This window comes from Streptomyces sp. NPDC019890 (genome assembly GCF_044903445.1).
Lineage (GTDB): Bacteria > Actinomycetota > Actinomycetes > Streptomycetales > Streptomycetaceae > Streptomyces.
Genome location: NZ_JBJDQK010000001.1, coordinates 647494 through 667617, shown reverse-complemented (window position 1 = coordinate 667617; position 20124 = coordinate 647494). Strand labels below are relative to the sequence as shown.

General features: G+C 70.5%; 15 protein-coding genes. 9 read left to right on the top strand and 6 right to left on the bottom strand.

The genetic code is table 11. From position 1 onward, the window contains the following. Positions 1-89 precede the first annotated feature (89 nt). Entirely contained in the window at positions 90-1043 is a 954-nt protein-coding gene (locus ACI2LP_RS02955) for a hypothetical protein (protein ID WP_404722759.1), read from the top strand. A gap of 69 nt (positions 1044-1112) precedes the next feature. After that, positions 1113-2234 carry an aminopeptidase P family protein gene (locus ACI2LP_RS02950; RefSeq protein ID WP_404722758.1) on the top strand — a complete coding sequence of 374 codons (1122 nt, stop codon included), beginning with the start codon at positions 1113-1115 and terminating at the stop codon, positions 2232-2234. Positions 2235-2571: 337 nt separating this feature from the next. Here ACI2LP_RS02950 and treZ read toward each other — a convergent pair whose 3' ends face one another. Further along, positions 2572-4317, bottom strand: a complete 1746-nt coding sequence (treZ, locus tag ACI2LP_RS02945) for a malto-oligosyltrehalose trehalohydrolase (RefSeq protein WP_404722757.1) — start codon at positions 4315-4317, stop codon at positions 2572-2574. A 90-nt stretch (positions 4318-4407) separates the two neighbouring features. On the opposite strand from treZ, the gene ACI2LP_RS02940 reads away from it, so the two are divergent. Continuing rightward, positions 4408-5763, top strand: coding sequence for a GH1 family beta-glucosidase (locus ACI2LP_RS02940; protein WP_404722756.1), 1356 nt, complete (start codon positions 4408-4410; stop codon positions 5761-5763). A 20-nt stretch (positions 5764-5783) separates the two neighbouring features. Here ACI2LP_RS02940 and ACI2LP_RS02935 read toward each other — a convergent pair whose 3' ends face one another. Together ACI2LP_RS02935 and ACI2LP_RS02930 are read right to left on the bottom strand one after the other, a co-directional pair. Continuing rightward, complete coding sequence (locus ACI2LP_RS02935; RefSeq protein WP_404722755.1) at positions 5784-7010, bottom strand: MFS transporter; 1227 nt, start codon at positions 7008-7010, stop codon at positions 5784-5786. Positions 7011-7068: 58 nt separating this feature from the next. Continuing rightward, a complete protein-coding gene (locus tag ACI2LP_RS02930; protein WP_404722754.1) occupies positions 7069-7965 on the bottom strand; it encodes a GNAT family N-acetyltransferase in 897 nt (298 codons plus the stop codon). 304 nt (positions 7966-8269) lie between these two features. Between ACI2LP_RS02930 and ACI2LP_RS02925 the strand changes: the two genes are divergently transcribed. Further along, positions 8270-8818, top strand: a complete 549-nt coding sequence (locus ACI2LP_RS02925; RefSeq protein WP_404722753.1) for a DUF1707 and FHA domain-containing protein — start codon at positions 8270-8272, stop codon at positions 8816-8818. 24 nt (positions 8819-8842) lie between these two features. On the opposite strand, the gene treY is transcribed toward ACI2LP_RS02925, so the two are convergent. Together treY and glgX are read right to left on the bottom strand one after the other, a co-directional pair. Further along, positions 8843-11185 (bottom strand): malto-oligosyltrehalose synthase, encoded by a 2343-nt coding sequence (gene treY, locus ACI2LP_RS02920; RefSeq protein WP_404722752.1) that lies wholly within the window; start codon positions 11183-11185, stop codon positions 8843-8845. A gap of 147 nt (positions 11186-11332) precedes the next feature. After that, positions 11333-13453, bottom strand: a complete 2121-nt coding sequence (glgX, locus tag ACI2LP_RS02915; protein ID WP_404722751.1) for a glycogen debranching protein GlgX — start codon at positions 13451-13453, stop codon at positions 11333-11335. A gap of 311 nt (positions 13454-13764) precedes the next feature. Here glgX and ACI2LP_RS02910 point away from each other — a divergent pair, with 311 nt between their 5' ends. Further along, positions 13765-14997 carry an SAV2148 family HEPN domain-containing protein gene (locus ACI2LP_RS02910; protein WP_404722750.1) on the top strand — a complete coding sequence of 411 codons (1233 nt, stop codon included), beginning with the start codon at positions 13765-13767 and terminating at the stop codon, positions 14995-14997. 76 nt (positions 14998-15073) lie between these two features. Further along, a complete protein-coding gene (locus ACI2LP_RS02905; protein ID WP_404722749.1) occupies positions 15074-15796 on the top strand; it encodes a 3'-5' exonuclease in 723 nt (240 codons plus the stop codon). A gap of 224 nt (positions 15797-16020) precedes the next feature. Here the strand turns inward: ACI2LP_RS02905 and ACI2LP_RS02900 are convergent, their stop codons facing one another. After that, positions 16021-16872: a phosphotransferase enzyme family protein gene (locus ACI2LP_RS02900; RefSeq protein WP_404722748.1), complete on the bottom strand. Its 852-nt coding sequence runs from the start codon at positions 16870-16872 to the stop codon at positions 16021-16023. 114 nt (positions 16873-16986) lie between these two features. Between ACI2LP_RS02900 and ACI2LP_RS02895 the strand changes: the two genes are divergently transcribed. From ACI2LP_RS02895 to ACI2LP_RS02885, 3 genes are read left to right on the top strand one after another with little or no spacing between them, the layout of a single operon-like run. Beyond that, positions 16987-17952, top strand: a complete 966-nt coding sequence (locus ACI2LP_RS02895) for a carbohydrate ABC transporter permease (RefSeq protein ID WP_404722747.1) — start codon at positions 16987-16989, stop codon at positions 17950-17952. After that, positions 17949-18791: a carbohydrate ABC transporter permease gene (locus ACI2LP_RS02890; protein WP_404722746.1), complete on the top strand. Its 843-nt coding sequence runs from the start codon at positions 17949-17951 to the stop codon at positions 18789-18791. Before ACI2LP_RS02895 ends, ACI2LP_RS02890 begins: the two co-directional genes overlap by 4 nt. Then, positions 18791-20083 carry an extracellular solute-binding protein gene (locus tag ACI2LP_RS02885; protein ID WP_404722745.1) on the top strand — a complete coding sequence of 431 codons (1293 nt, stop codon included), beginning with the start codon at positions 18791-18793 and terminating at the stop codon, positions 20081-20083. Before ACI2LP_RS02890 ends, ACI2LP_RS02885 begins: the two co-directional genes overlap by 1 nt. The last annotated feature ends 41 nt before the right edge of the window (positions 20084-20124 follow it).

Here is a 20124-nt window from a genome sequence, read left to right as displayed (position 1 = left end):
ACCGGACGCGTGCATGGCCCGACTCCTTGGTACGCGGTCTGTACGCTCGAATCCTCGAAGTCCTGGCACGCGAGCGGAAGGCGGCTGACGTGGGGTTGTTCCGGCGAGGGCCGAAGCGCGACGGACGCGATGCGCCCCGGGACCCGGAGTTCTCGTTCTTCTCGGTGGCCGAGGGCACCCGCTTCCGCGCCCAGGTGCGCGAGGCATTCGCCGAACAGGGCCTTGAGGTGACCGTCTACGCCGATGTGGTCTCCGACAGCGCGGGCCGCCAGTTCGGACTCGTCAATCTCGCCGCGGTTCTGCACAACGACGACCGCGGGCCGCGGGCCTGGCCCGAGCTCGTCCGCCAGCACGTCGGGATGGTCCTGCGCACCATGGACGCGCCCTCCGCCCTGGACACCCTGCCCACCGAGCAGATCCGTGCTCAGCTCTACCCGCGCGTCGTCGGCCCCGACGGCTTCGACGCCAAGAACTTCGGCTACGCACGCGCCCTTGCCCCCGGCCTGTACGAGATCATCGCGCTCGACCTCCCGGAGAGCGTCATGATGCTCACCGACGAGGCCCTGGAACCCCTCGGGGACCTCCAGTACCTGCGCGACCAGGCGCTGTACAACCTCAGGGGCCTGCCCGTCGAGGGCCACGAGACGGTCAAGGACTCCGGCGGCATGCGCTTCGAGGTGGTCCTCGGCGACTCCTTCTACACCGCAAGCCGGGTACTCGCGCTCGACAGCCTCGTAGGTCAGGTCACCGGCGAGCAGCTGACCGCCGACGGAGCGCTGGTGGCGATGCCGTTCCGGCACCAGCTCGCCTTCCACGCCATCCACGACGCCGGCGTGATCCCCGCGCTCAACGCGATGGCCTCCTTCGCGGCTTCCGGATACGCCGACACGCCCGGCGCGATCAGCCCGTACGTCTACTGGTGGCGCGACGGGGTGCTCACCCAGCTCAGCGACCGCGACGAGGACGGCGAGAGCCTGCGGATCGTGGTCGGTGAGGAGTTCCAGGAGCTGCTGGAACGGCTGGTGGCCAAGGGCCAGGACTGAGCCCGTGGCAAGGGACCGAGCCCGCGGGGCCGGCTCGCGCGCCCCGTTGCCTGCGGGCAGGATGGCCCCATGCCGACCACACCCCCGCCCTTCACCGCTGACGACTACCGGGCCCGGATGGCCCGCGCCGCCGACTCCGCAGCCGATGCGGGGCTCGCGGGAGTGCTCGTCGCGCCCGGCCCCGACCTGATGTATCTCACCGGCTACCGGCCCGCCGCCACCGAGCGGCTCACCCTCCTCGTTCTCGCCGCCGGCCAGGACCCGGTGCTCGTCGTGCCGACCCTGGAGGCCCCGGACGCGGAGCGCGCTCCCGGCGCGTCCGCCCTCACCCTGCGGGACTGGACCGACGGCAAGGACCCTTACGCGGCCACCGCGCCACTCCTCGATGTGGACGGGCGGTTCGGGATCAGCGACAACGCCTGGGCGATGCATCTGCTCGGTCTTCAGCAGGAGTTGCCGGAGACTTCGTACGTATCGCTGACCGAGGCGTTGCCGATGCTGCGGGCGGTGAAGGACGCGGCCGAGCTGGAACGCCTCGCCGCGGCCGGCGCCGCCGCCGACGCGACGTACGAGGAGATTCTGAAAGTCCGCTTCTCCGGGCGCAAGGAGACGGAGGTCGCGGCCGATCTCGCCGCGCTGCTGGGGCAGTTCGGCCACTCCCAGGTGGACTTCACGATCGTCGGCTCCGGTCCGAACGGTGCCAGTCCGCACCACGAGGCCGGTGACCGGACCATCGAGCGGGGCGACATGGTCGTACTCGACTTCGGCGGCCTCAAGGACGGCTACGGCTCGGACACCTCCCGTACGGTCCACGTCGGCGAGCCGACCCCCGCCGAGCAGCACATCCATGACGTCGTACAGGAGGCACAGCGGGCCGGAGTCGAGGCGGTGAAGCCGGGCGTGGCCTGCCAGGAGGTCGACCGGGCGGCGCGCGAGATCATCGAGGAGGCGGGGTACGGCGACCTGTTCATCCACCGCACCGGTCACGGCATCGGCGTCACGACGCACGAGCCGCCGTACATGATCGAGGGCGAGACACGGCTGATGGTGCCCGGGATGTGCTTCTCGGTGGAGCCGGGGATCTATCTGCCGGGGCGCTTCGGCGTCCGGATCGAGGACATTGTGACGGTGACGGGGGAGGGTGGGCGGCGCCTGAACACGACGTCGCGTGAGATGGCGATCGTCGCGTAGCGGGGCGGTGGGCACGCGGAGCGCATGCGGCGGGCTTGTTCCCAGCCCCTTCCCGAACTGGGGCTCCGCCCCAGACCCCTGTGCGCCCGCTTCGTGGCGCGGACTTGGGGGCTTCGCCCCCAGACCCCCGAACGCGACCTTCGGCCGCGTGTCCTCAATCTTCCCCAAACTTCGTCCGGGGGGACCTCCAGACGGGCTGGATTTCCGCCGGTCGGCCTGAATCTTCAGGCCGACCGGCGGGAAATTCAAGCCTCGCCGGCGATTGAGGCGTGGGGGTCCCACCACGCCCGCAGGGCGTAGGGGGAGGGTCTGGGGCGGAGCCCCAGTTCGGGAGGGCTCAGCCGTCCGCCAGGAGCACGCAGGACTCCGGCGGCAGGCGCAGCAGACCGTCCGCGCCCGGTGGTTGGACCCCCTCCCACGCCGCCAGCACCCGCCCACCCCCGCCCAGCGGAATCGCCGTCTGCTCCTTCGCGAAGTTGACCGCGACCCGCAGGTCCCCGCGCCGGTACGCCAGCCAGCGCGCCTGTTCGTCGTACGCCACCTTCACCGCGGCCAGATCCGGATCCCTCAGATCGGGCTGCGTACGGCGCAGCGCGATCAGCTCGCGGTACCAGGACAGCAGCCGGGCATGCGGCTCCCGCTCCCGTTCGGAACGGTCCAGGCAGGAGCGGTCCCGGGTCGCCGGGTCCTGCGGGTCCGGGATCTCCTCGGCCGCCCAGCCGTGCGCCGCGAACTCCCGCCGTCTGCCGTTGCGTACGGCCTGTGCGAGCTCAGGATCCGTGTGGTCGGTGAAGAACTGCCAGGGCGTACGCGCGCCCCACTCCTCGCCCATGAACAGCATCGGGGTGAACGGACCGGTCAGCACCAGCGCGGCCGCGCACGCCAGCAGCCCGGGGGAGAGCGTGGCCGAGAGCCGGTCGCCCAGCGCGCGGTTGCCGATCTGGTCGTGCGTCTGGGCATAGCCGAGGAAGCGCTGCGCGGGGGTGCTCGTCACCTCGACGGGCCGGCCGTGGCTGCGGCCGCGGAAGCTCGAGTACGTACCGTCGTGGAAGAAGACACGGGTGAGGGTCTTGGCGAACGCGGCGAGGGGAGCGGCCGCGAAGTCGGCGTAGTAGCCCTGGGACTCGCCGGTCAGCACGGTGTGCAGGGCATGGTGGAAGTCGTCGTTCCACTGCGCGTGCAGTCCGAGGCCACCCGCCTCGCGCGGCGTCGTCGTCCGCGGGTCGCACAGATCCGACTCGGCGATCAGGAACAGCGGCCGCCCCAGCTCGCCGGAGAGCGTGTCGACGGCCGCCGACAGCTCCTCCAGGAACGACAGCGCCCGCGTGTCGGCCAGGGCGTGCACCGCGTCGAGCCGCAGCCCGTCAAGACGGTGGTCGCGCAGCCACGCCAGCGCGCTGCCCAGCAGATACGCGCGGACCTCGTCCGAGCCGGGGGCGTCGAGGTTGACCGCCGAGCCCCACGGCGTGTGATGGGTGTCGGTGAAGTACGGGCCGAAGGCGGGCAGATGGTTCCCGGACGGGCCGAGGTGGTTGTGGACCACGTCCAGGACCACGCCGAGGCCATGGCCGTGTGCCGTGTCGACAAAGCGCTTGAGCGCCTCAGGTCCGCCGTACGGCTCATGGACCGCCCACAGCGACACGCCCTCGTAGCCCCAGCCGTGCACCCCGGGGAAGGGGCACAGCGGCATCAGCTCGATATGAGTGATCCCCAACTCGGCCAGCTCGCCCAGCCGTTCGGCCGCCGCGTCCAGCGTGCCCTCGGGGGTGTACGTGCCGATGTGCAGCTCGAACAGCACCGCGCCGCCCAGCCCCCGCCCCGCCCACGCGTGCTGCCACTCGTACCCGCCCTGGTCGACGACCGCGCTGGCGCCGTCCGGGCCGTCCGGCTGGCGCCGCGACCGCGGATCGGGCAGCACGGCCCCGCCGTCCAGCGCGAAGCCGTACCGCGCCCCGTCGCCCGCATCGGCCTCCGCGCTCCACCAGCCCGGGCGCCCTTCCTCGCGCGCCATCGGGCGTTCCGTGCCATCCAGCCACAGCGCGACCCGGTCCTCGGCCTGTGGCGCCCACACTTCGAAAAGCACTGGCGGTCCCCTCGTCGTCGATGCCGGCTCCCATCCTGGCAAGATCCGGGTCTGGATGAGGTGTCGTCAGGGCCATTAAGGTCACGGGTCATGACCATGCCGCCGCTGCCCGCCTTCCCGCCCGGCTTCCTCTGGGGCGCGTCCGCCTCCGCGTTCCAGACCGAGGGAGCCGCCGACACCGACGGCAAGGGGCCTTCCGGCTGGGACGCCTTCGCCGCCCAGGGCCGGATCAAGGACGGTGCCGACGCCTCGCGAGGCACCGGCTTCCACGCCCGCTACCGCGAGGACGTCGCGCTGCTCGCGGGGCTCGGCGCGGACGCCTTCCGCTTCTCGGTCAGCTGGCCGCGTGTGATCCCGGGCGGCAGCGGCCCGGTGAACTCCGCCGGGCTCGACTTCTACGACCGGCTCGTCGACGAGCTGTGCGCCCACGGCATCACGCCCGCGCCCACGCTCTACCACTGGGACACCCCGCTCCCCCTGGACGAGCAGGGCGGCTGGCTCAACCGGGACACGGCCGCCCGTTTCGCCGAGTACGCCTGTGTCGTCGCCGAACGGCTCGCCGACCGCGTACCGATGTGGATCACCATCAACGAGCCGGCCGAGGTCACCCTCCTCGGCTATGCCCTCGGCGAGCACGCGCCCGGCAAGCAGCTCCTCTTCGACGCGCTTCCCGCGGCCCACCACCAGCTGCTCGCCCACGGCCTCGCCGTCCAGGCGCTGCGCGCCGCCGGCGCCGCGAACATCGGAATCGCCGTCTCCCACTCGCCCGTACGCGCCGCGGGGACGAGCGAGGAGGACCGCTTCGGCGCCGAGCTGTACGACACCATCACCAACTGGATGTTCGCCGACCCGATCCTCACCGGCCGCTACCCCGACGAGAACTTCGCCGCCCTGATGCCTGGCCCGGTCGCCGAGGACCTCGCCGTCATCTCCGGCCCGCTCGACTGGTACGGCGTGAACTACTACCAGCCGATGCTCGTCGGCGCACCGTCCACGGACGCCCTCGGGGACTTCGCCGGTGTCGGCCTGCCCGCCGAACTCCCCTTCGGGCTGCGGGACATCGAGGCCGACGAGCGCACGGCCTTCGGCTGGCCGGTGGTCCCCGACGGACTGCGCGAACAGCTCGTCCTGCTGAAGGAGCGCTTCGGCGACCGGCTGCCGCCGCTCTACATCACGGAGAACGGCTGCTCGTACGACGGAATCGAGGACCGGCGCCGTATCGACTTCCTCGACGCACATCTGCGCTCACTGCACCAGGCAATCGACGCGGGAGTCGATGTACGCGGCTACTTCACCTGGTCGCTCACCGACAACATCGAGTGGGTCGAGGGCGCCTCCCAGCGCTTCGGGCTGGTGCATGTCGACTACGAGAGCCTGGAGCGCACGCCGAAGGCCTCGTACGGCTGGTACCGGGACGCCATCGCCGCCCAGAAGTCACGGCACTGAACGGGCACGGCACTGAACGGTCACGGCACTGAGCGGATCTTCCAGACCAGCACCCCACCCAGGACCGTCACGACGGCGGACGTCAGATACAGCCCCCCGTATCCGCCCGCGTACGTCACGATCGGTGCGGCCAGCGCGGGACCGAGGACCTGGGGGGCCGAGTTGGCGATATTGATGACGCCCAGGTCCTTGGCACGATCCCCGGCGCGCGGCAGCACCTGGGTGATCAGCGCCTGGTCGACCCCGATGTACACGCCGAAACCAAGACCCAGCAGCAGTGCGGCGCCCATGGCTACCGGCCAGGTGTGCGAGAACGCCAGCAGCAGTGAGGCCATGGCCATCACCACCGAACTCACCGACACGAGCGCCCTGCGCCGACCCCACCGGTCCGAGACCACTCCGCCCCCGACCGCCGTCACCACCGCACCCGCCGTGTAGAGCAGCGTCAGAATCAGCACACCCTCGTCCGGATCGGCGTAATGCACCGCGTCCTTGAGGAAATAGAGCAGATAGAGCGTGCCGGTCGCGTTGCCGAGCATCACCAGGAAACGGGTCACCCATGCCCAGCCGAAGTCCGGGTGGGCCCGCGGGCTCACCCAGAAGTCCGCCGCCCGCACCGACTCCCGTGCGGACGTCGGCACTTGAGGGTCGTGGGTGAGCAGTACGAACGGCAGCGCGCAGAGCACCGTCAGCGCGGCCAGCAGCAGATAGCCCGCCGCAGTGCCCGTCACCACCATCGTCACCAGCAGCGCTCCGACCACCAGGCCCAGTGTCGGGGGTATCCCGATGAACCCGGAGACCGCAGCCCGCTGCCCGACCGGTACCTGGTCGGGGACGACGGCACTGGCGCCGGCGAGCATCGCGTTCAGCCCGAGCTGCGCCAGACACCAGCCGAGCGTCACCCCTACCACCGTGGTCTGCGCCGCCGTCACCGCGAGCCCGGCCGCTCCGGCCGCCGCCCCGCCCAGAATCCAGGGGCGACGGCGGCCGAAACGGCTGCCCGTACGGTCCGACAGCGCGCCCGCCAGCGGATTGGCGACGACGGCGACAAGCGCACCGATGCCGGTGGTCCAGCCGAGCGCGATCTCCTTGCCCGACGGGTCGATCGCGTCGATCTGCTCGGCGAGAAGCACCTGGATCGGGGTGAGGAAGGCCATGAACAGACCGAGGTTGGCGAGCACCAGAGCGGATATCCAGCCGCCGCCGACGCGGACCTTTGGCTCGGAGTGCAGCTCTTGCGTTGTCATGGGGGCTCGCCAATTCAGCTCGGGGGTGTCCGGAGCTTACGGACACCCCCGCTCCTGATCAATGCTGCGCAGCGGCGATGAGGTTGATCCGCTCCCGGACGATCGGATGACCGGCCTTCGCGAAGTTCGCCGCCATCGGGAAGTTGCCCTGATCGGTGGCACCCCCGATGAACTGTGCGCCCCGCTCGGCCAGGAAGTGCGTGCACTCCACGAGCAGGTCGTACGCATAGCCGTGGCCGCGCTGCTCCGGCACGACGCCGATGAAGCCGATGCACGGCCCCGACTGATTGTGCGCCGGGATGTGCAGGCCGACCAGCTCGCCCTCCGGCGTGCAGGCGAGCTGCCACCACTCGCGCGGCGACGGATACCAGTGGAAGAAGTCCAGCTCCTCCTGCGCCGCCTGGTCCACACCCCCTTCGGCGATGGCGTGCAGCGCGTGCGCGTCGAGTGTCGCGGAGTGGACCCGGCACAGCACGTCGAGAATCACGGCGTCGTCGGGCTCGGTGGTGAACCGAAGCCGCCCCGGCCGCTTCGGCAGTCCGCACTCCGGCGTCCACCGGTACTGGTAACGCTCCACCAGGATCTTCATCCCGGCCGCGGCCGCGGCCCGCATCCTGGCCTCACCGGCTGCCAGGGTCACCGGGTCGGCACGCCAGCCCGCGGGCAGGTTCAGTTCGTACTCGACCTGGTGAGGGGAGGTGCGCAGCAGCTCGACGCCCGCCGCCTCCTCGCCCTCGGCGAAGTCGAACCAGTTGATGTTGACGGGGGATTCGTCATCGGGTCCGCCCCACCAGGCGCCCCGTGCGACGACTTTGCCGTCGCGCAGCGCAACCCGCTCCCATTCGGGCCGGTGCGTGGCGAGCGCCAGAGCGAGGCCCACATCCAGCGGGTCGGGCAGGGTGTCGAAGAGATGCGCGTCGCTCTCGGAGAGCGCGCGGATGACCAGTTCGGTCATGAGGGAAGTCCTCCGGAATGAGATCTCGGGACGAGATCTGCGGTGTGCGCTCCCGGTCAGACTGTGAACGCGCGGTGGACGGGGCGGGAGCGCGGGGATCGGGTCATCTGCACTGCACTCGCCTCCTTCCGTCGGGTCCGTGGCGTCGCGATCACGCTAGAGGGCCACTGAGGGACAGTCCAGTGCCTTCTTCGCGCCCCGGCAGGCGAAATTGCGCTTCCGCGCAGGTCACACAGCTGCTCGGGACGGAAGGAACGCCGGTTGTTCTGGACACCCGTGGCCCTTCGGCCCGACAATCGCGTACGTGACGTCCTCCTACGAGTTCAACACGTATCCCGCGCGGCTCTCTGATGCCGAGCGCGACCGTGTGCTCGGTGTGCTCAGAGAGGGCGCGGCCCAGGGGAAGTTGTCGCACGACACCTTCATACGGCGGATGGAACTCGCCCTGGTCGCCCGCCGGTCCGACGAACTGCGGGCGCTCACCGCGGACCTCGGCACCGATGGCCGCTGGTCACAGCATCTGTACCGGGCGGTGGGCCGGGTGTCCGCCTTCTCCGAACGGCTGCGCCGCGCCTGGCAGGCCGAGAAGCTGCCGCCGCTCCTGCTGCCGGAACCCGGCCCGTACCCCCTGCGGATCGGCCGTGACCCCGGCAACGGGCTGCGGCTGAGCCATGACACCGTCTCGCGCCTGCACGCCGAGCTGAGCAGGCAGGGCAACCTGTGGATCCTGCGCGATCTGGGCTCGACCAACGGCACCACGGTCAACGGGCGCCGGGTGACCGGATCGGTCGTCGTGCACGACGGGGACATGGTGGGCTTCGGCCGGATGAGCTTCCGCCTCACCGCCCGCTGAACCTCGCCCCAGCACCGGACAGGTCTAGCTGCGATCAACGGCCCTGCGGCTCAGCAGCGCCACCGGGCGGTCGGCGAAGAGCTCGGCCAGCGGCACGGGCCCGCCCCCGAACTCCCGCTCCGGAGCGAGCAGATCGGCCCACCGGCCGTCCGGCAGTGACAGTTCCGTGTCCGCCCAGCCCCCCGCCTGCGCCAGCCGGCGCGAAAGCCGCGTGATGGCCGTGACCACCTCGCCCGTGCGGCAGAACGCCACACAGTGGTCGGCCGCGGGGCCGCTCGCGCCGAGCGGTGCGTACGTCCCCGACTCGCCGAAGACCTCCGGCCGTTCCCCGCGCAGCCGCAGCGCCGCCTCCGTGATCGCGGTCTTCTCGGTCGGCGGACCCTCACGGAACGGCCGCCGGTTGTCCGGGTCCACCAGGGCCAGATACTCGCGCTCCGTGTCCTGGTAGAGGTCCGGCACCCCTGGCATCGTCAGGTGCAGCAGCGTCCCGCCGAGTGAATTGGCCCGGGTGTACGGATCCAGCTCACGGGCGAAGAGTGCGACCGAGTACAGGGGCGGCCCCGCGGGCCCCGCGCCCACGAACTCGGTGACGGCCCGCTCGTACGCCGGGTCCGGCTCCGTCCAGGTGGTGTGCAGCGCCGCTTCGCGCACGGCCTTGAGCAGCGCCGTCTGAAGCCTTTCGCCGTACGGGATACCGAACCCGAGCGCCGTCTGCCAGGTCACCCACGCCAGATGCGGATCGGGTGCGCTGCCGCCCTCCGCGCGGCCCGACTCCTCAGTGATCCGCCCCAGGAAGTCCGCCCACCGCTCCGGGCACTCGGAGAGCACGGCGATCCTGGCCCGCACATCCGAGCTGCGCTTCGTGTCGTGCGTCGTCAGCACCGTCCCGGTGGCGGGCCAGTCGCGCGCGATCCGGGCGCAGTACGCATGGAACCGCTCCGGAGCCACCGCCGGACTGCCCGGGTCCCCGCCCACCTCGTTCGCCGAGATCAGCGGCGCGTAGCGGTAGAAGGCCGTGTCCTCGACGGACTTGGCGCGCAGGGCGGACGACGTCTGGGCGAAGCGGGCACGGAAGGCGGCATGGTCGGGACCGTCGCCGAGCCGCCCCAGCGCCAGGTCCCGCACCACCTCGACGGCCGAGGACTCCTCGGTGACAGCGAACGCCGCCTTCGCTCCGGCGGCCGCCCGCAGCGGCAGCGCGTCCTCGCCGCCGACGCGGTACGGCCGGTAGACGGGCACCCGTACCAGCAGCTCGCGCACCGCGGCCCGCAGCGCCCACGGCGCGTGGTCGCGCAGGGTGGGATCCGCCGCGCAGACGCGTTCCGCGAGGCGGGTCAGCGTCGCGGTCTCGGCAGCCAGATCATGCGTGACCACTTTGTACGCGGCGCGGCGCACCGTAGCTTCCCAGTAGCCGCCCCGGTCGCCTGCCGGACCGGCGAACTCCCGGTACAGGCGAAGCAGTTCGGCCGCGCCCGCCGGGTCGACGAACAGGCCGTCGAGGTGCCGCAGCGCGTCGTATCCCGTCGTGCCGGCCACGGGCCAGCCCGCCGGGAGGTGCTCGTCACCCGTGAGGATCTTCTCGACGATCGTCCAGCACGCCCCGTCCGTCGCCTCGTCGAGCCGCCGCAGATACTCCTCGGGGTCGGCCAGCCCGTCCGGGTGGTCCACCCGCAGGCCGTCCACCACCCCGTCCCGTACCAGCTCAAGGATCTTGGAATGGGTGGCGTCGAAGACCTCCGGGTCCTCCACCCGTACCCCGATCAGGTCCGAAATGGTGAAAAAACGCCGGTAGTTGAGCTCGGTACGGGCGAGCCGCCACCAGCCGAGCCGGTACCACTGGGCGTCGAGCAGCTCGGGCAGCGGCAGTTTCTCGGTGGACTCGCGCAGCGGGAAGCTCTGCTCCCCGTAGTGCAGCACATCCCCCTCGACCCACAGCGACTCCAGCTCCTCCCCGAACCGGCCCGTGAGCACCGGCAGCAGGACCTTTCCGCCGCCCGCCTCCCAGTCGATGTCGAACCAGCGCGCGTACGGGGAGAGCGGACCCTCGCGCAGCACCTCCCACAGGGCCCGGTTGTGACGCGGCACGGCGGCCATGTGGTTCGGGACGATGTCCAGGACGAGCCCAAGACCGTGCTCGCGGGCCGTGCGGGCCAGCTCCCGCAGGCCCGCCTCGCCGCCCAGCTCCTCGCGCACCCGCGTCGGGTCGACGACGTCATAGCCGTGGGTCGAACCCGGCACCGCCTCGAGGACGGGCGACAGATGCAGATGCGAGACCCCGAGCTCGGCGAGGTACGGCACTGCCAGCGCGGCGGCCGCGAACGGAAAGTCCGGCTGCAGCTGCAGCCGGTAGGTGGCGGTGGGCGTCATGCGAACGTACGTACCCACCTTGAGGGCATCTGTGTCATCGGCCCATGCGCCGGTACCCGCCGTTCGGGCTACGTTTGCCCGGCGGCACGCGTGCCGCCGGGCGAGGGCCTGGCGCTCGGCCGGGCGTCCTGACGACCGGACGGGGACCTATGCGGGTCGCCGCAGCACCGTCAGACTCCGGCCGATCAGCCGCACCCGGTCCCCGGCCGCCACCTTCGGGCCCTGGCCCGGCGGGACGCCCTCCTTGCGTGCCGTGTCCACGACGACCTGCCACTGCCGGCCGTGATTCACCGGCACCGCGAAGTCCAGGTCCTCGGCGCTCGCATTGAACATCAGCAGGAACGAGTCGTCGGAGATCCGCTCACCCCGGGGCCCGGGCTCCGAAATCGCATGTCCGTTCAAAAACACCGACAGCGCCTTGGCATGCGCCGCCTGCCAGTCCCGCTGGACCATCTCTTCACCCTCGGGAGTGAACCACGCGATGTCGGAGAGCTCGTCGTGCGTCCCCTCCACCGGGCGCCCGTGGAAGAAGCGTCGCCGCCGGAACACCGGGTGGTCGCGCCGCAGCCACACCATCGCGCGGGTGAAGTCCAGCAGCGTGCCGTCCTCGTCCGCGCCCGGCTCCGGCCAGCGCACCCAGGACACCTCGTTGTCCTGGCAGTACGCGTTGTTGTTGCCGCCCTGCGTACGCGCGAACTCGTCTCCGTGGCTGAGCATCGGCACACCCTGCGAGAGCATCAGCGTCGCGATGAAGTTGCGCATCTGCCGGTCCCGCAGATCGACCACCTCGGGGTCGTCCGTGTCGCCCTCGACGCCACAGTTCCAGGACCGGTTGTGGCTCTCGCCGTCGCGGTTTCCCTCGCCGTTCGCCTCGTTGTGCTTCTCGTTGTACGAGACCAGATCGTGCAGCGTAAAACCGTCGTGGCAGGTGGTGAAGTTGATGGAGGCCAGCGGGCGCCGGCCGTCGTCCTGGTAGAGATCGGACGAGCCGGTCAGCCGCGAAGCGAACTCCGCGAGCGTCCGCGGTTCGCCCCGCCACAGGTCCCGTACGGTGTCGCGGTACTTGCCGTTCCACTCGGTCCACAGCGGCGGGAAGTTCCCCACCTGGTAGCCGCCCTCGCCCACGTCCCACGGCTCGGCGATCAGCTTCACCTGGCTGACCACCGGATCCTGCTGCACCAGGTCGAAGAACGACGACAGCCGGTCCACCTCGTGGAACTGCCGGGCCAGTGTCGCCGCGAGGTCGAAGCGGAAGCCGTCCACGTGCATCTCGGTCACCCAGTACCGCAGCGAGTCCATGATCAGTTGCAGCACGTGGGGGCTGCGCATCAGCAGCGAGTTTCCGGTGCCCGTGGTGTCCGTGTAATAACGGGGATCCTCGGACAGCCGGTAGTACGAGGCGTTGTCCAGGCCCCGGAAGGAGAGCGTGGGGCCCAGGTGGTTGCCCTCGGCGGTGTGGTTGTAGACCACGTCGAGAATGACCTCGATGCCCGCCTGGTGCAGGGCCCGCACCGCCTGCTTGAACTCCAGCACCTGCTCGCCGCGGTCGCCCCAGGAGGCGTAGGCATTGTGCGGGGCGAAGAACCCGATGGTGTTGTAGCCCCAGTAGTTGTTCAGCTTGGAGTCCACCAGACGGTGGTCGTTGACGAACTGGTGGACCGGCATCAACTCGAGCGTCGTGACGCCCAGTTCGGTCAGATGCGAGATCACGGAGGGGTGCGCCAGACCGGCGTAGGTGCCGCGCAGCTCCGGCGGCAGCTCCTGATGCAGCATGGTCAGGCCCTTCACATGGGCCTCGTAGATCACCGTGCGGTGATAGTCGGTACGCGGCGGACGGTCGTCGCCCCAGTCGAAGTACGGATTGACCACCACCGATGTCATCGTGTGCGGCGCCGAGTCCAGGTCGTTGCGCGAGTCCGGCTTGCCGAAGTGGTAGCCGTACACCGACTCGCCCCAGTCGATGGAACCGCTGACCGCACGTGCGTACGGATCGAGGAGCAGCTTGGCGGAGTTGCACCGCTGCCCGCGCTCAGGTTCGTACGGGCCGTGGACCCGGAATCCGTACCGCTGACCCGGCATCACGCCCGGCAGATAGGCATGCCGCACGAAAGCGTCGGTCTCACGCAGCTCCACCGCGGTCTCCGAGCCGTCGTCGTGCAGCAAGCACAGCTCGATGCGCCGCGCGGCTTCGGAGTACACCGCGAAGTTGGTTCCGGCGCCGTCGTACGTGGCACCGAGGGGATACGCCTGTCCCGGCCAGACCTGCATAGATATGACTCTTCCACTTCTGATCCGGGTGCTGGGGGGCACTTGGCCCAGATCCTCACCGAAAGTATTGCCGCTAAGTGGCCTCGGTGACCGCGGACGACGCGGTCAACATCGGGTTCCTTGATTCGCCCCCGTATCGACCATGGCAGCAACCACTATGAATCCGCTCACTCCGGCAGATCTCGCCTGGCAGAACGGTCGGAATTGGCAAGGGAGTTGGGAAAGTACACTGCCCATCCGGCTGCACCGCCTCCCGCAGGCGGAGTAGTCTTCCTTGATCGTTGGGTGGGGGCGGAAAAGGCGGTGCACGGGTGAGCTCGGGAGGGCTGGAGCTACCCCCCGGTGACGCAGGTCACGAGGGGGACTCCGCCGATGTGCCGCCCGGAGCGGTATCCCTCGCCAGACCGATGGAGATCGGGGCGGAACTGGACTGGGGCGCGGACGCCTGGAGCGAGGTCCGTACACGCGCGCAGCGTGCCGGGCGGGCCTACATCTGGCTGAACCTGGTGGAGCAGCGGCTGCGGGCGGTGGTGGCCGCGGTGCTGCGCCCGATCTACGAACCGGTGCACGGCGACGACTGGGTGGTGGCCGCGGCGGGCCCGGCCGGGCAGGAGTGGGTGCAGCGGGCAGTCGCGGTGCGGGAGGTCTCGCGCCGCAAGGGCTATCTGCTCGATCCGGCGGACGACAATGTCCTGTCCTTTCTGACCCTTCCTCAGCTGCGTGAGCTGATGGTCCAGCACTGGCCGTGCTTCGAGCCGTACTTCGACGACCGGCGTGATGTGGAGCTGGCGCTGGACGAGCTGGAGGTCGCGCGCAATGTGGTCTCCCGCAACCGTGCGCTGAACGAGACGGTCCTCGCGCAGGCGGAGCGTGCCTCCGCGCGGCTGCTCGAGATACTCGGCAGCGGTGCGGGTGTCGCCGCAGCGGACCGGCTGCCGGTCGACGCGGTGGAGGATCTCGTCGGCGACCGCTACGCGGACGTGGTCTCGGTCCACCCCGACCGGGTCAGGCTGCAACGGCAGCTCCCGGCCGAAGACCTGTTCGGGGGCGCGCGGCGCCTCGACGCGATCGGCATCGGCCTGAACCTCCTGGTCCAGAACTTCTCCGGCCGCAGGCTGGTCCGCCTCGCCGAGTCCGGCTGCCGGGTCCGCCTCATCTTCCTCAACCCGGCGAGCAGCGCGGTGAAGCGGCGCGAGCGGGAACTGGGCCTCAAGAAGGGCGAGTTGAGCCGTACGGTGGAGATGAACATCCTCCATATGCGCCGGGTCCGCTCCAAGCTGCGGGACCCGGGGGCCTTCGAGATCCAGGTCTTCGACGAGACCCCCCGCTTCACGGCCTATCTGGTCGACGGCGACGGACCTGACGGCCTCGCCGTCATCCAGTCCTATCTGCGCCGGGCCCGTGGCATGGAGGCGCCGGTGCTGGTGCTGCGGGGTGGCGGGCGTGCGGTCGTGCGTGCGGGCCACGACAGCGAGCACGGGCTGTTTCAGACATATCGCGAGGAGTTCGAGTCCGTGTGGGCGGACTCGCGGCCGGTTTCCTGAGTTGTCAGTGGCGCGTGGGAGGGTGAACACCCACGGGGGATGCACCACGGGGAGCACCACAAGGGAGGGGGCCACGATGGCTTGGCACGGGGAACCGCTGGTCGGCTTCGATCTGGAGACGACGGGTACGGAGCCGCTGGAGGCGCGGATCGTGACGGCCGCGATCGTCGGGGTCCGGCCGGGGGAGCCGGTGCGGCGGCTCGGATGGCTGGCGGACCCGGGGATCCACATCCCGGCGCAGGCATCGGCGATCCACGGCATCAGCAGCGAACGCGCTTCGGCGGAGGGCCGTCCGGCGCGGGACGTGGCGGACGAGATCGCTCAGACGCTGACGGGGTACTGGGCGCAGGGCGTGCCGGTCGTGGCGTACAACGCGGCCTTCGATCTGACCCTGCTGACGGCCGAGTTGCAGCGACACGGCCTGCCGTCGCTGAGTGCCCGCCTGGGCGGCCGCGAGATCGGCCCGGTGATCGACCCCTACACGATCGACCGCGCAGTCGACCGCTACCGCAAGGGCAAGCGGACGCTGGAGGCGGTCTGCACGGAATACGGCGTAGTACTGGAGTCGGCCCACGACGCGAGCGCGGACGCCTTGGCAGCGGTCCGGGTGGCGTGTGCGATAGCGGAACGGCACGAGGTGGTGGCCGCGCTGACACCGGCGGAGCTGCATGAGCGCCAGATCTCGTGGTACGCGGAGTGGGCGACGGACTTCCAGCGCTTTCTGCGCCGCAAGGGCAGTGCGGACGCGGTGGTGGACGCGTCGTGGCCGGTGCGGGAGCTGGTGCCGTCGGCGGGCTGAGCCCGGGGCTCCGCCCCGGACCCTCCCCCTACGCCCTGCGGGCGTGGGGGACCCACACGCCTCAAACGCCGGCGGGGCTTGAATTGTGCGGCCGAGCCGCACAATTCAAGCCCGTCTGGGGTCCCCCCGGACGAAGTTTGGGGGAGATTGAGGACACGCGCGAAGCGCGTTCGGGGGTCCAGGGGGCGAAGCCCCTTGGTTACGGCGCGTCCGCCCCCGCACCGTCAGAACGCGTGCCAGCGCACCCCCTCCGCCCCCTCACGCAGTGACGCGACCCGCCGGGCGAACTCCTCCCGCGCCGCCGGGTTCGTCGGGGCGTGCTGCGCCACCCATGCGCAGCTCGCCGTTTCGCGTGCGCCCCGCAGGACCCCGCAGCCCTCCCACTCGCGCACATCCCACCCGTACGCCTCCGTGAACGACTCGTACGCGTCCGGCGCAAGGCCGTACCGGTCGCGCGTCAGCGCCATGACCACCAGGTCGTGCTCCCGGAAGTCCGACGAGAACGTCTCGAGGTCGACCAGGACAGGGCCGTCCGGGCCCACGTGAATGTTGCGGGGGAGCGCGTCGCCGTGGATCGGGCCCGGCGGGAGGTGCGGTGTCAGCGCGGACGCCGCCGCCGCGAAACCGTCGCGGCGGGCGCGCAGATACGCCGCGTCCGCCGGATCGATCGCGTCCCCCGCCAGCCGCAGCCACCGTTCCACACCTCCCAGCAACTCCCGCCGCGGAAGCGGGAAGGGAGGGGACGGCAGCGCATGAACCAGACGCAGCAGCCGCGCCAGGTCCGCCGGCTCCGCCACCCGCACCGCGTCCGGCAGCCGGTGCCACACCGTCACCGGGTGCCCCTCGACCAGGCGCGCCTTCGGCTCCGCGGGCCGGACCGCCGGCACACCCGCCTCCGCCAGCCACGCCCCGACCGCCAGCTCGCGGTCCGCCCGCGCCAGCAGCTCCGCGTCCCGGCCGACTTTGACGACGACCTCGCTCGCCCCGAACACCGCGTTCTCGCCGAGCGCCAGCAGCGTCGCGCCGGCAGGCAGTCCCGCAGCCGCCAGTACGTCGCGGGCCCGTGTCTCATCCATGGCGACAGAGTCTCGCATTCATGCAGGTTGCCTTGACGAACCGACGGACCGTCAGCACGATGACGGGGGCCGCCGGGGCCGGAACAGGATGAGCCGCCCGAAGGAGTCGAATCCGTGACATTGGCGAGCCTCACACCACGGTCCGGAAAGCCACGGTCCGCGAGGGCACGCTCCACACGGCCAGGGTCCACACGGCCACGGGCCGGAAGGCAGTCGGACCACGGAACCTGGTTCCTCGTACTTCCCGCCCTGATCCCGATCCTCGTCCTCAGCGTCGGCCCCCTGCTCTACGGCATCTCACTCGCCTTCACCGACTCCCAGGCCGGCCGCACCGAACCCACCGAATGGATCGGGACCCTCAACTTCCGGGACCTGGTCCACGACACCCTCTTCTGGGACTCGTTCAGGATCGGCCTGCTCTGGGCGCTCGGAGTGACCGTCCCCCAGTTCGCGCTGGCTCTCGGCCTCGCCCTGCTGCTCAACCAGAACCTCCGATTACGCTTTCTCGCCCGTGCCCTCGCGATCATTCCCTGGGCCATGCCGGAAGTCGTCGTCGGCATCATGTGGCGGCTCGTCTACAACCCGGACGCCGGCATCCTCAACGAGACCATCCGCGACCTCGGGCTCGGCGACGGACGCGACTGGCTCTCCGGACTTGCCACCGCCCTGCCCGCAGTCGTCCTCGTCGGCGTCTGGGCCGGTATGCCGCAGACCACCGTCGCCCTCCTCGCCGGGCTCCAGAACACCCCGCACGAACTCCACGAAGCCGCCGCCCTCGACGGCGCCGGGGCCTGGCGCCGCTTCCGCACGGTCACCTGGCCCGCCCTCAGACCCGTCGCCCTCGCCATCACCGCGCTCAACTTCATCTGGAACTTCAACTCCTTCGCCCTGGTCTACGTGCTCACGGGCGGCGGACCCGGCGGCCGCACCCGCCTGCCCATGCTCTTCGCCTACGAAGAGGCGTTCCGCTACGGCCAGTTCGGATACGCCGCCGCCATGGGCTGCGTCATGGTCGCGGTCATCTCGATGATGCTCGCCCTCTATCTCGCAGGACGGCTCAAGGGAGGCGACGAGAAGTGACGGCCCTCCGCACCAGCAGGTCCGCCCGCGCAGGCCAGTACCTCGCGCTCCTGTGCTATCTCGTCTTTCTCGCCTTTCCCTTCCTCTGGCTGCTGTCCACCGCCGTCAAGCCGCCGCGCGAACTGGGCTCGCTGCACCCCTCCTGGATCCCCGAGGACCCGACCCTCGACAACTTCCGGCAGGCCTTCGACGAACAGCCCCTTCTCCAGGCCGCCGCCAACAGCCTCGTCGCGGCCCTGGCCGCGGCCGTCGTCGCCGTGCTGATCGCGACCCCCATGGCCTATGTCATGGCCCGCAACCGCACGAGGCTCTCCACCGCCGCCACCGGCTGGGTCGTGGTCAGCCAGGCGTTCCCGTTCGTCCTGGTGATCATTCCGCTGTTCCTGGTCCTGAAGAACCTGCAGCTGATCAACACTCTGTCCGGCCTGATCATGGTGTATGTGGTGTGGGCGCTGCCGTTCGCGCTCTGGATGCTGGTCGGGTACGTACGGGCCGTGCCCCGCGAGTTGGAGGAGGCCGCGGCCGTCGACGGCGCGAGCCGGGTCCGCACCCTTGTCTCGGTCACCGCGCCGCTGCTCGCCCCCGGCATCGTCGCGACCGCGCTGTTCGCCTTCATCACCGCATGGAACGAGTTCTTCTTCGCGCTCGTCCTGCTCAAGACCCCGGAGAAGCAGACGCTGCCGGTCGTCCTCACCCACTTCCTCGGCGCGGAGGGCGTCGCCGACCTCGGGCCGCTCGCGGCGGCCGCGTTCCTTGCGACGCTGCCCTCGCTCGTCGTCTTCGCCGTCATCCAGCGGCGGATCACGGGCGGGATGCTGGCCGGGGCGGTGAAGAGCTGATGCGCGTACGACTGCTCGCAGCCGCGGCGACCGCGCTCGTCCTCCTGCTGACCGGCTGTTCGGACGACGGCAAGAACACCGAGGGGAGAGTCACGCTCCGCTTCCAGTCGCTGGCTTGGCAGAAGGAGTCCGTCGACGCCAACAAGGAGCTGGTGGCGGAGTGGAACGCGCGTCATCCCGACATCCGGGTGACGTACATCCAGGGCAGCTGGGACAGCGTCCATGACCAGTTGCTGACCGCCTTCGAGGGCGGCGAGGCGCCGGACATCATCCACGACGCCTCCGACGACCTCGCCGACTTCGCGTACGGCGGCTATCTCGCCGATATCGGGGAGCTGCTGCCCCAGCGCCTCAGGTCCGGCATCCCGCGGCAGAGCTGGCAGACCGCGACCTTCGGCGAGGGGATCTACGGCGTCCCCTTCCTCCAGGAGCCGCGCGTCCTCATCGCCAACAAGAGGCTTCTTCACTCCTCGGGGGTGCGCGTGCCGACTGCTCGGCAGCCGTGGAGCTGGGAGGAGTTCCGGCAGGTCACCAAGGCACTGACGCAGAAGATGGGGGAGGGGAAGTACGGCATCGCCTGGCCGCTCAAGGAGCCGGTCTCGGCCACTCTCAACCTCTCCCTCTCCACCGGCGGCCAGGTCTTCCACCGCGGCGCCGACGGCAAGGTCCAAGTCCGTTTCGACACGGCCGACCAGGTGGTGCCCCGAACCATCAACGCACAGGTCAACACCGACCGGAGCGCATCGCGCACCACTCTCGGCTCGGGTGGCTCCGACACCCTGCCCGGCTTCTTCGGCGGCAAGTACGCGATGGTCCCGCTCGGCTTCTCGTACCGGCAGCAGATCGTGCAGCAGGCGCCCAAGGGGCTCGAGTGGACGGTGCTGCCCGCCCCGGCCGGGGACGGGGGCCTGGCCCAGGGGGTGAGCCCGCAGACGCTCTCGATCGCCGAGGACAGTCCGTACAAGAAGGAGGCGGCGCGGTTCATCGACTTCATGCTGCAGCCGCAGAACATGGTGCGGCTCGCGAAGGGCGACTGGATGCTGCCGACCGGCACGCGGGCGCTGGCGGACCCCGCGCTGCACACGGAGAAGGACGGCTGGGCCACCGGCGCGGCGCTCGCACGGGATCTGCGGTCCGCGCCCACGCAGTCGGTGCGGGGCTATCCGGAATGGAAGGACAAGGTGGCCACGCCCGCGCTGCAGGAGTACTACAGCGGCGCGATCGACGAGAGCGAGCTGTGTAAACGGCTTGTGAAGGACGGGAATCAGGTGCTTGCGCGGTATCAGCGCTGACGAAGAGAGCCCCTCCGGCGATTGAGGAGCGGGGGTCCCCC

Excerpts from the sequence above, each read along its gene's own strand:
- ACI2LP_RS02950 (WP_404722758.1), top strand. The coding sequence starts at position 1,113 with ATGCCGACCACACCCCCGCCCTTCACCGCTGACGACTACCGGGCCCGG.
- ACI2LP_RS02940 (WP_404722756.1), top strand. The coding sequence starts at position 4,408 with ATGACCATGCCGCCGCTGCCCGCCTTCCCGCCCGGCTTCCTCTGGGGC.
- ACI2LP_RS02935 (WP_404722755.1), bottom strand. The coding sequence starts at position 7,010 with ATGACAACGCAAGAGCTGCACTCCGAGCCAAAGGTCCGCGTCGGCGGC.
- ACI2LP_RS02930 (WP_404722754.1), bottom strand. The coding sequence starts at position 7,965 with ATGACCGAACTGGTCATCCGCGCGCTCTCCGAGAGCGACGCGCATCTC.
- treY (WP_404722752.1), bottom strand. The coding sequence starts at position 11,185 with ATGACGCCCACCGCCACCTACCGGCTGCAGCTGCAGCCGGACTTTCCG.
- glgX (WP_404722751.1), bottom strand. The coding sequence starts at position 13,453 with ATGCAGGTCTGGCCGGGACAGGCGTATCCCCTCGGTGCCACGTACGAC.
- ACI2LP_RS02905 (WP_404722749.1), top strand. The coding sequence starts at position 15,074 with ATGGCTTGGCACGGGGAACCGCTGGTCGGCTTCGATCTGGAGACGACG.
- ACI2LP_RS02900 (WP_404722748.1), bottom strand. The coding sequence starts at position 16,872 with ATGGATGAGACACGGGCCCGCGACGTACTGGCGGCTGCGGGACTGCCT.
- ACI2LP_RS02885 (WP_404722745.1), top strand. The coding sequence starts at position 18,791 with ATGCGCGTACGACTGCTCGCAGCCGCGGCGACCGCGCTCGTCCTCCTG.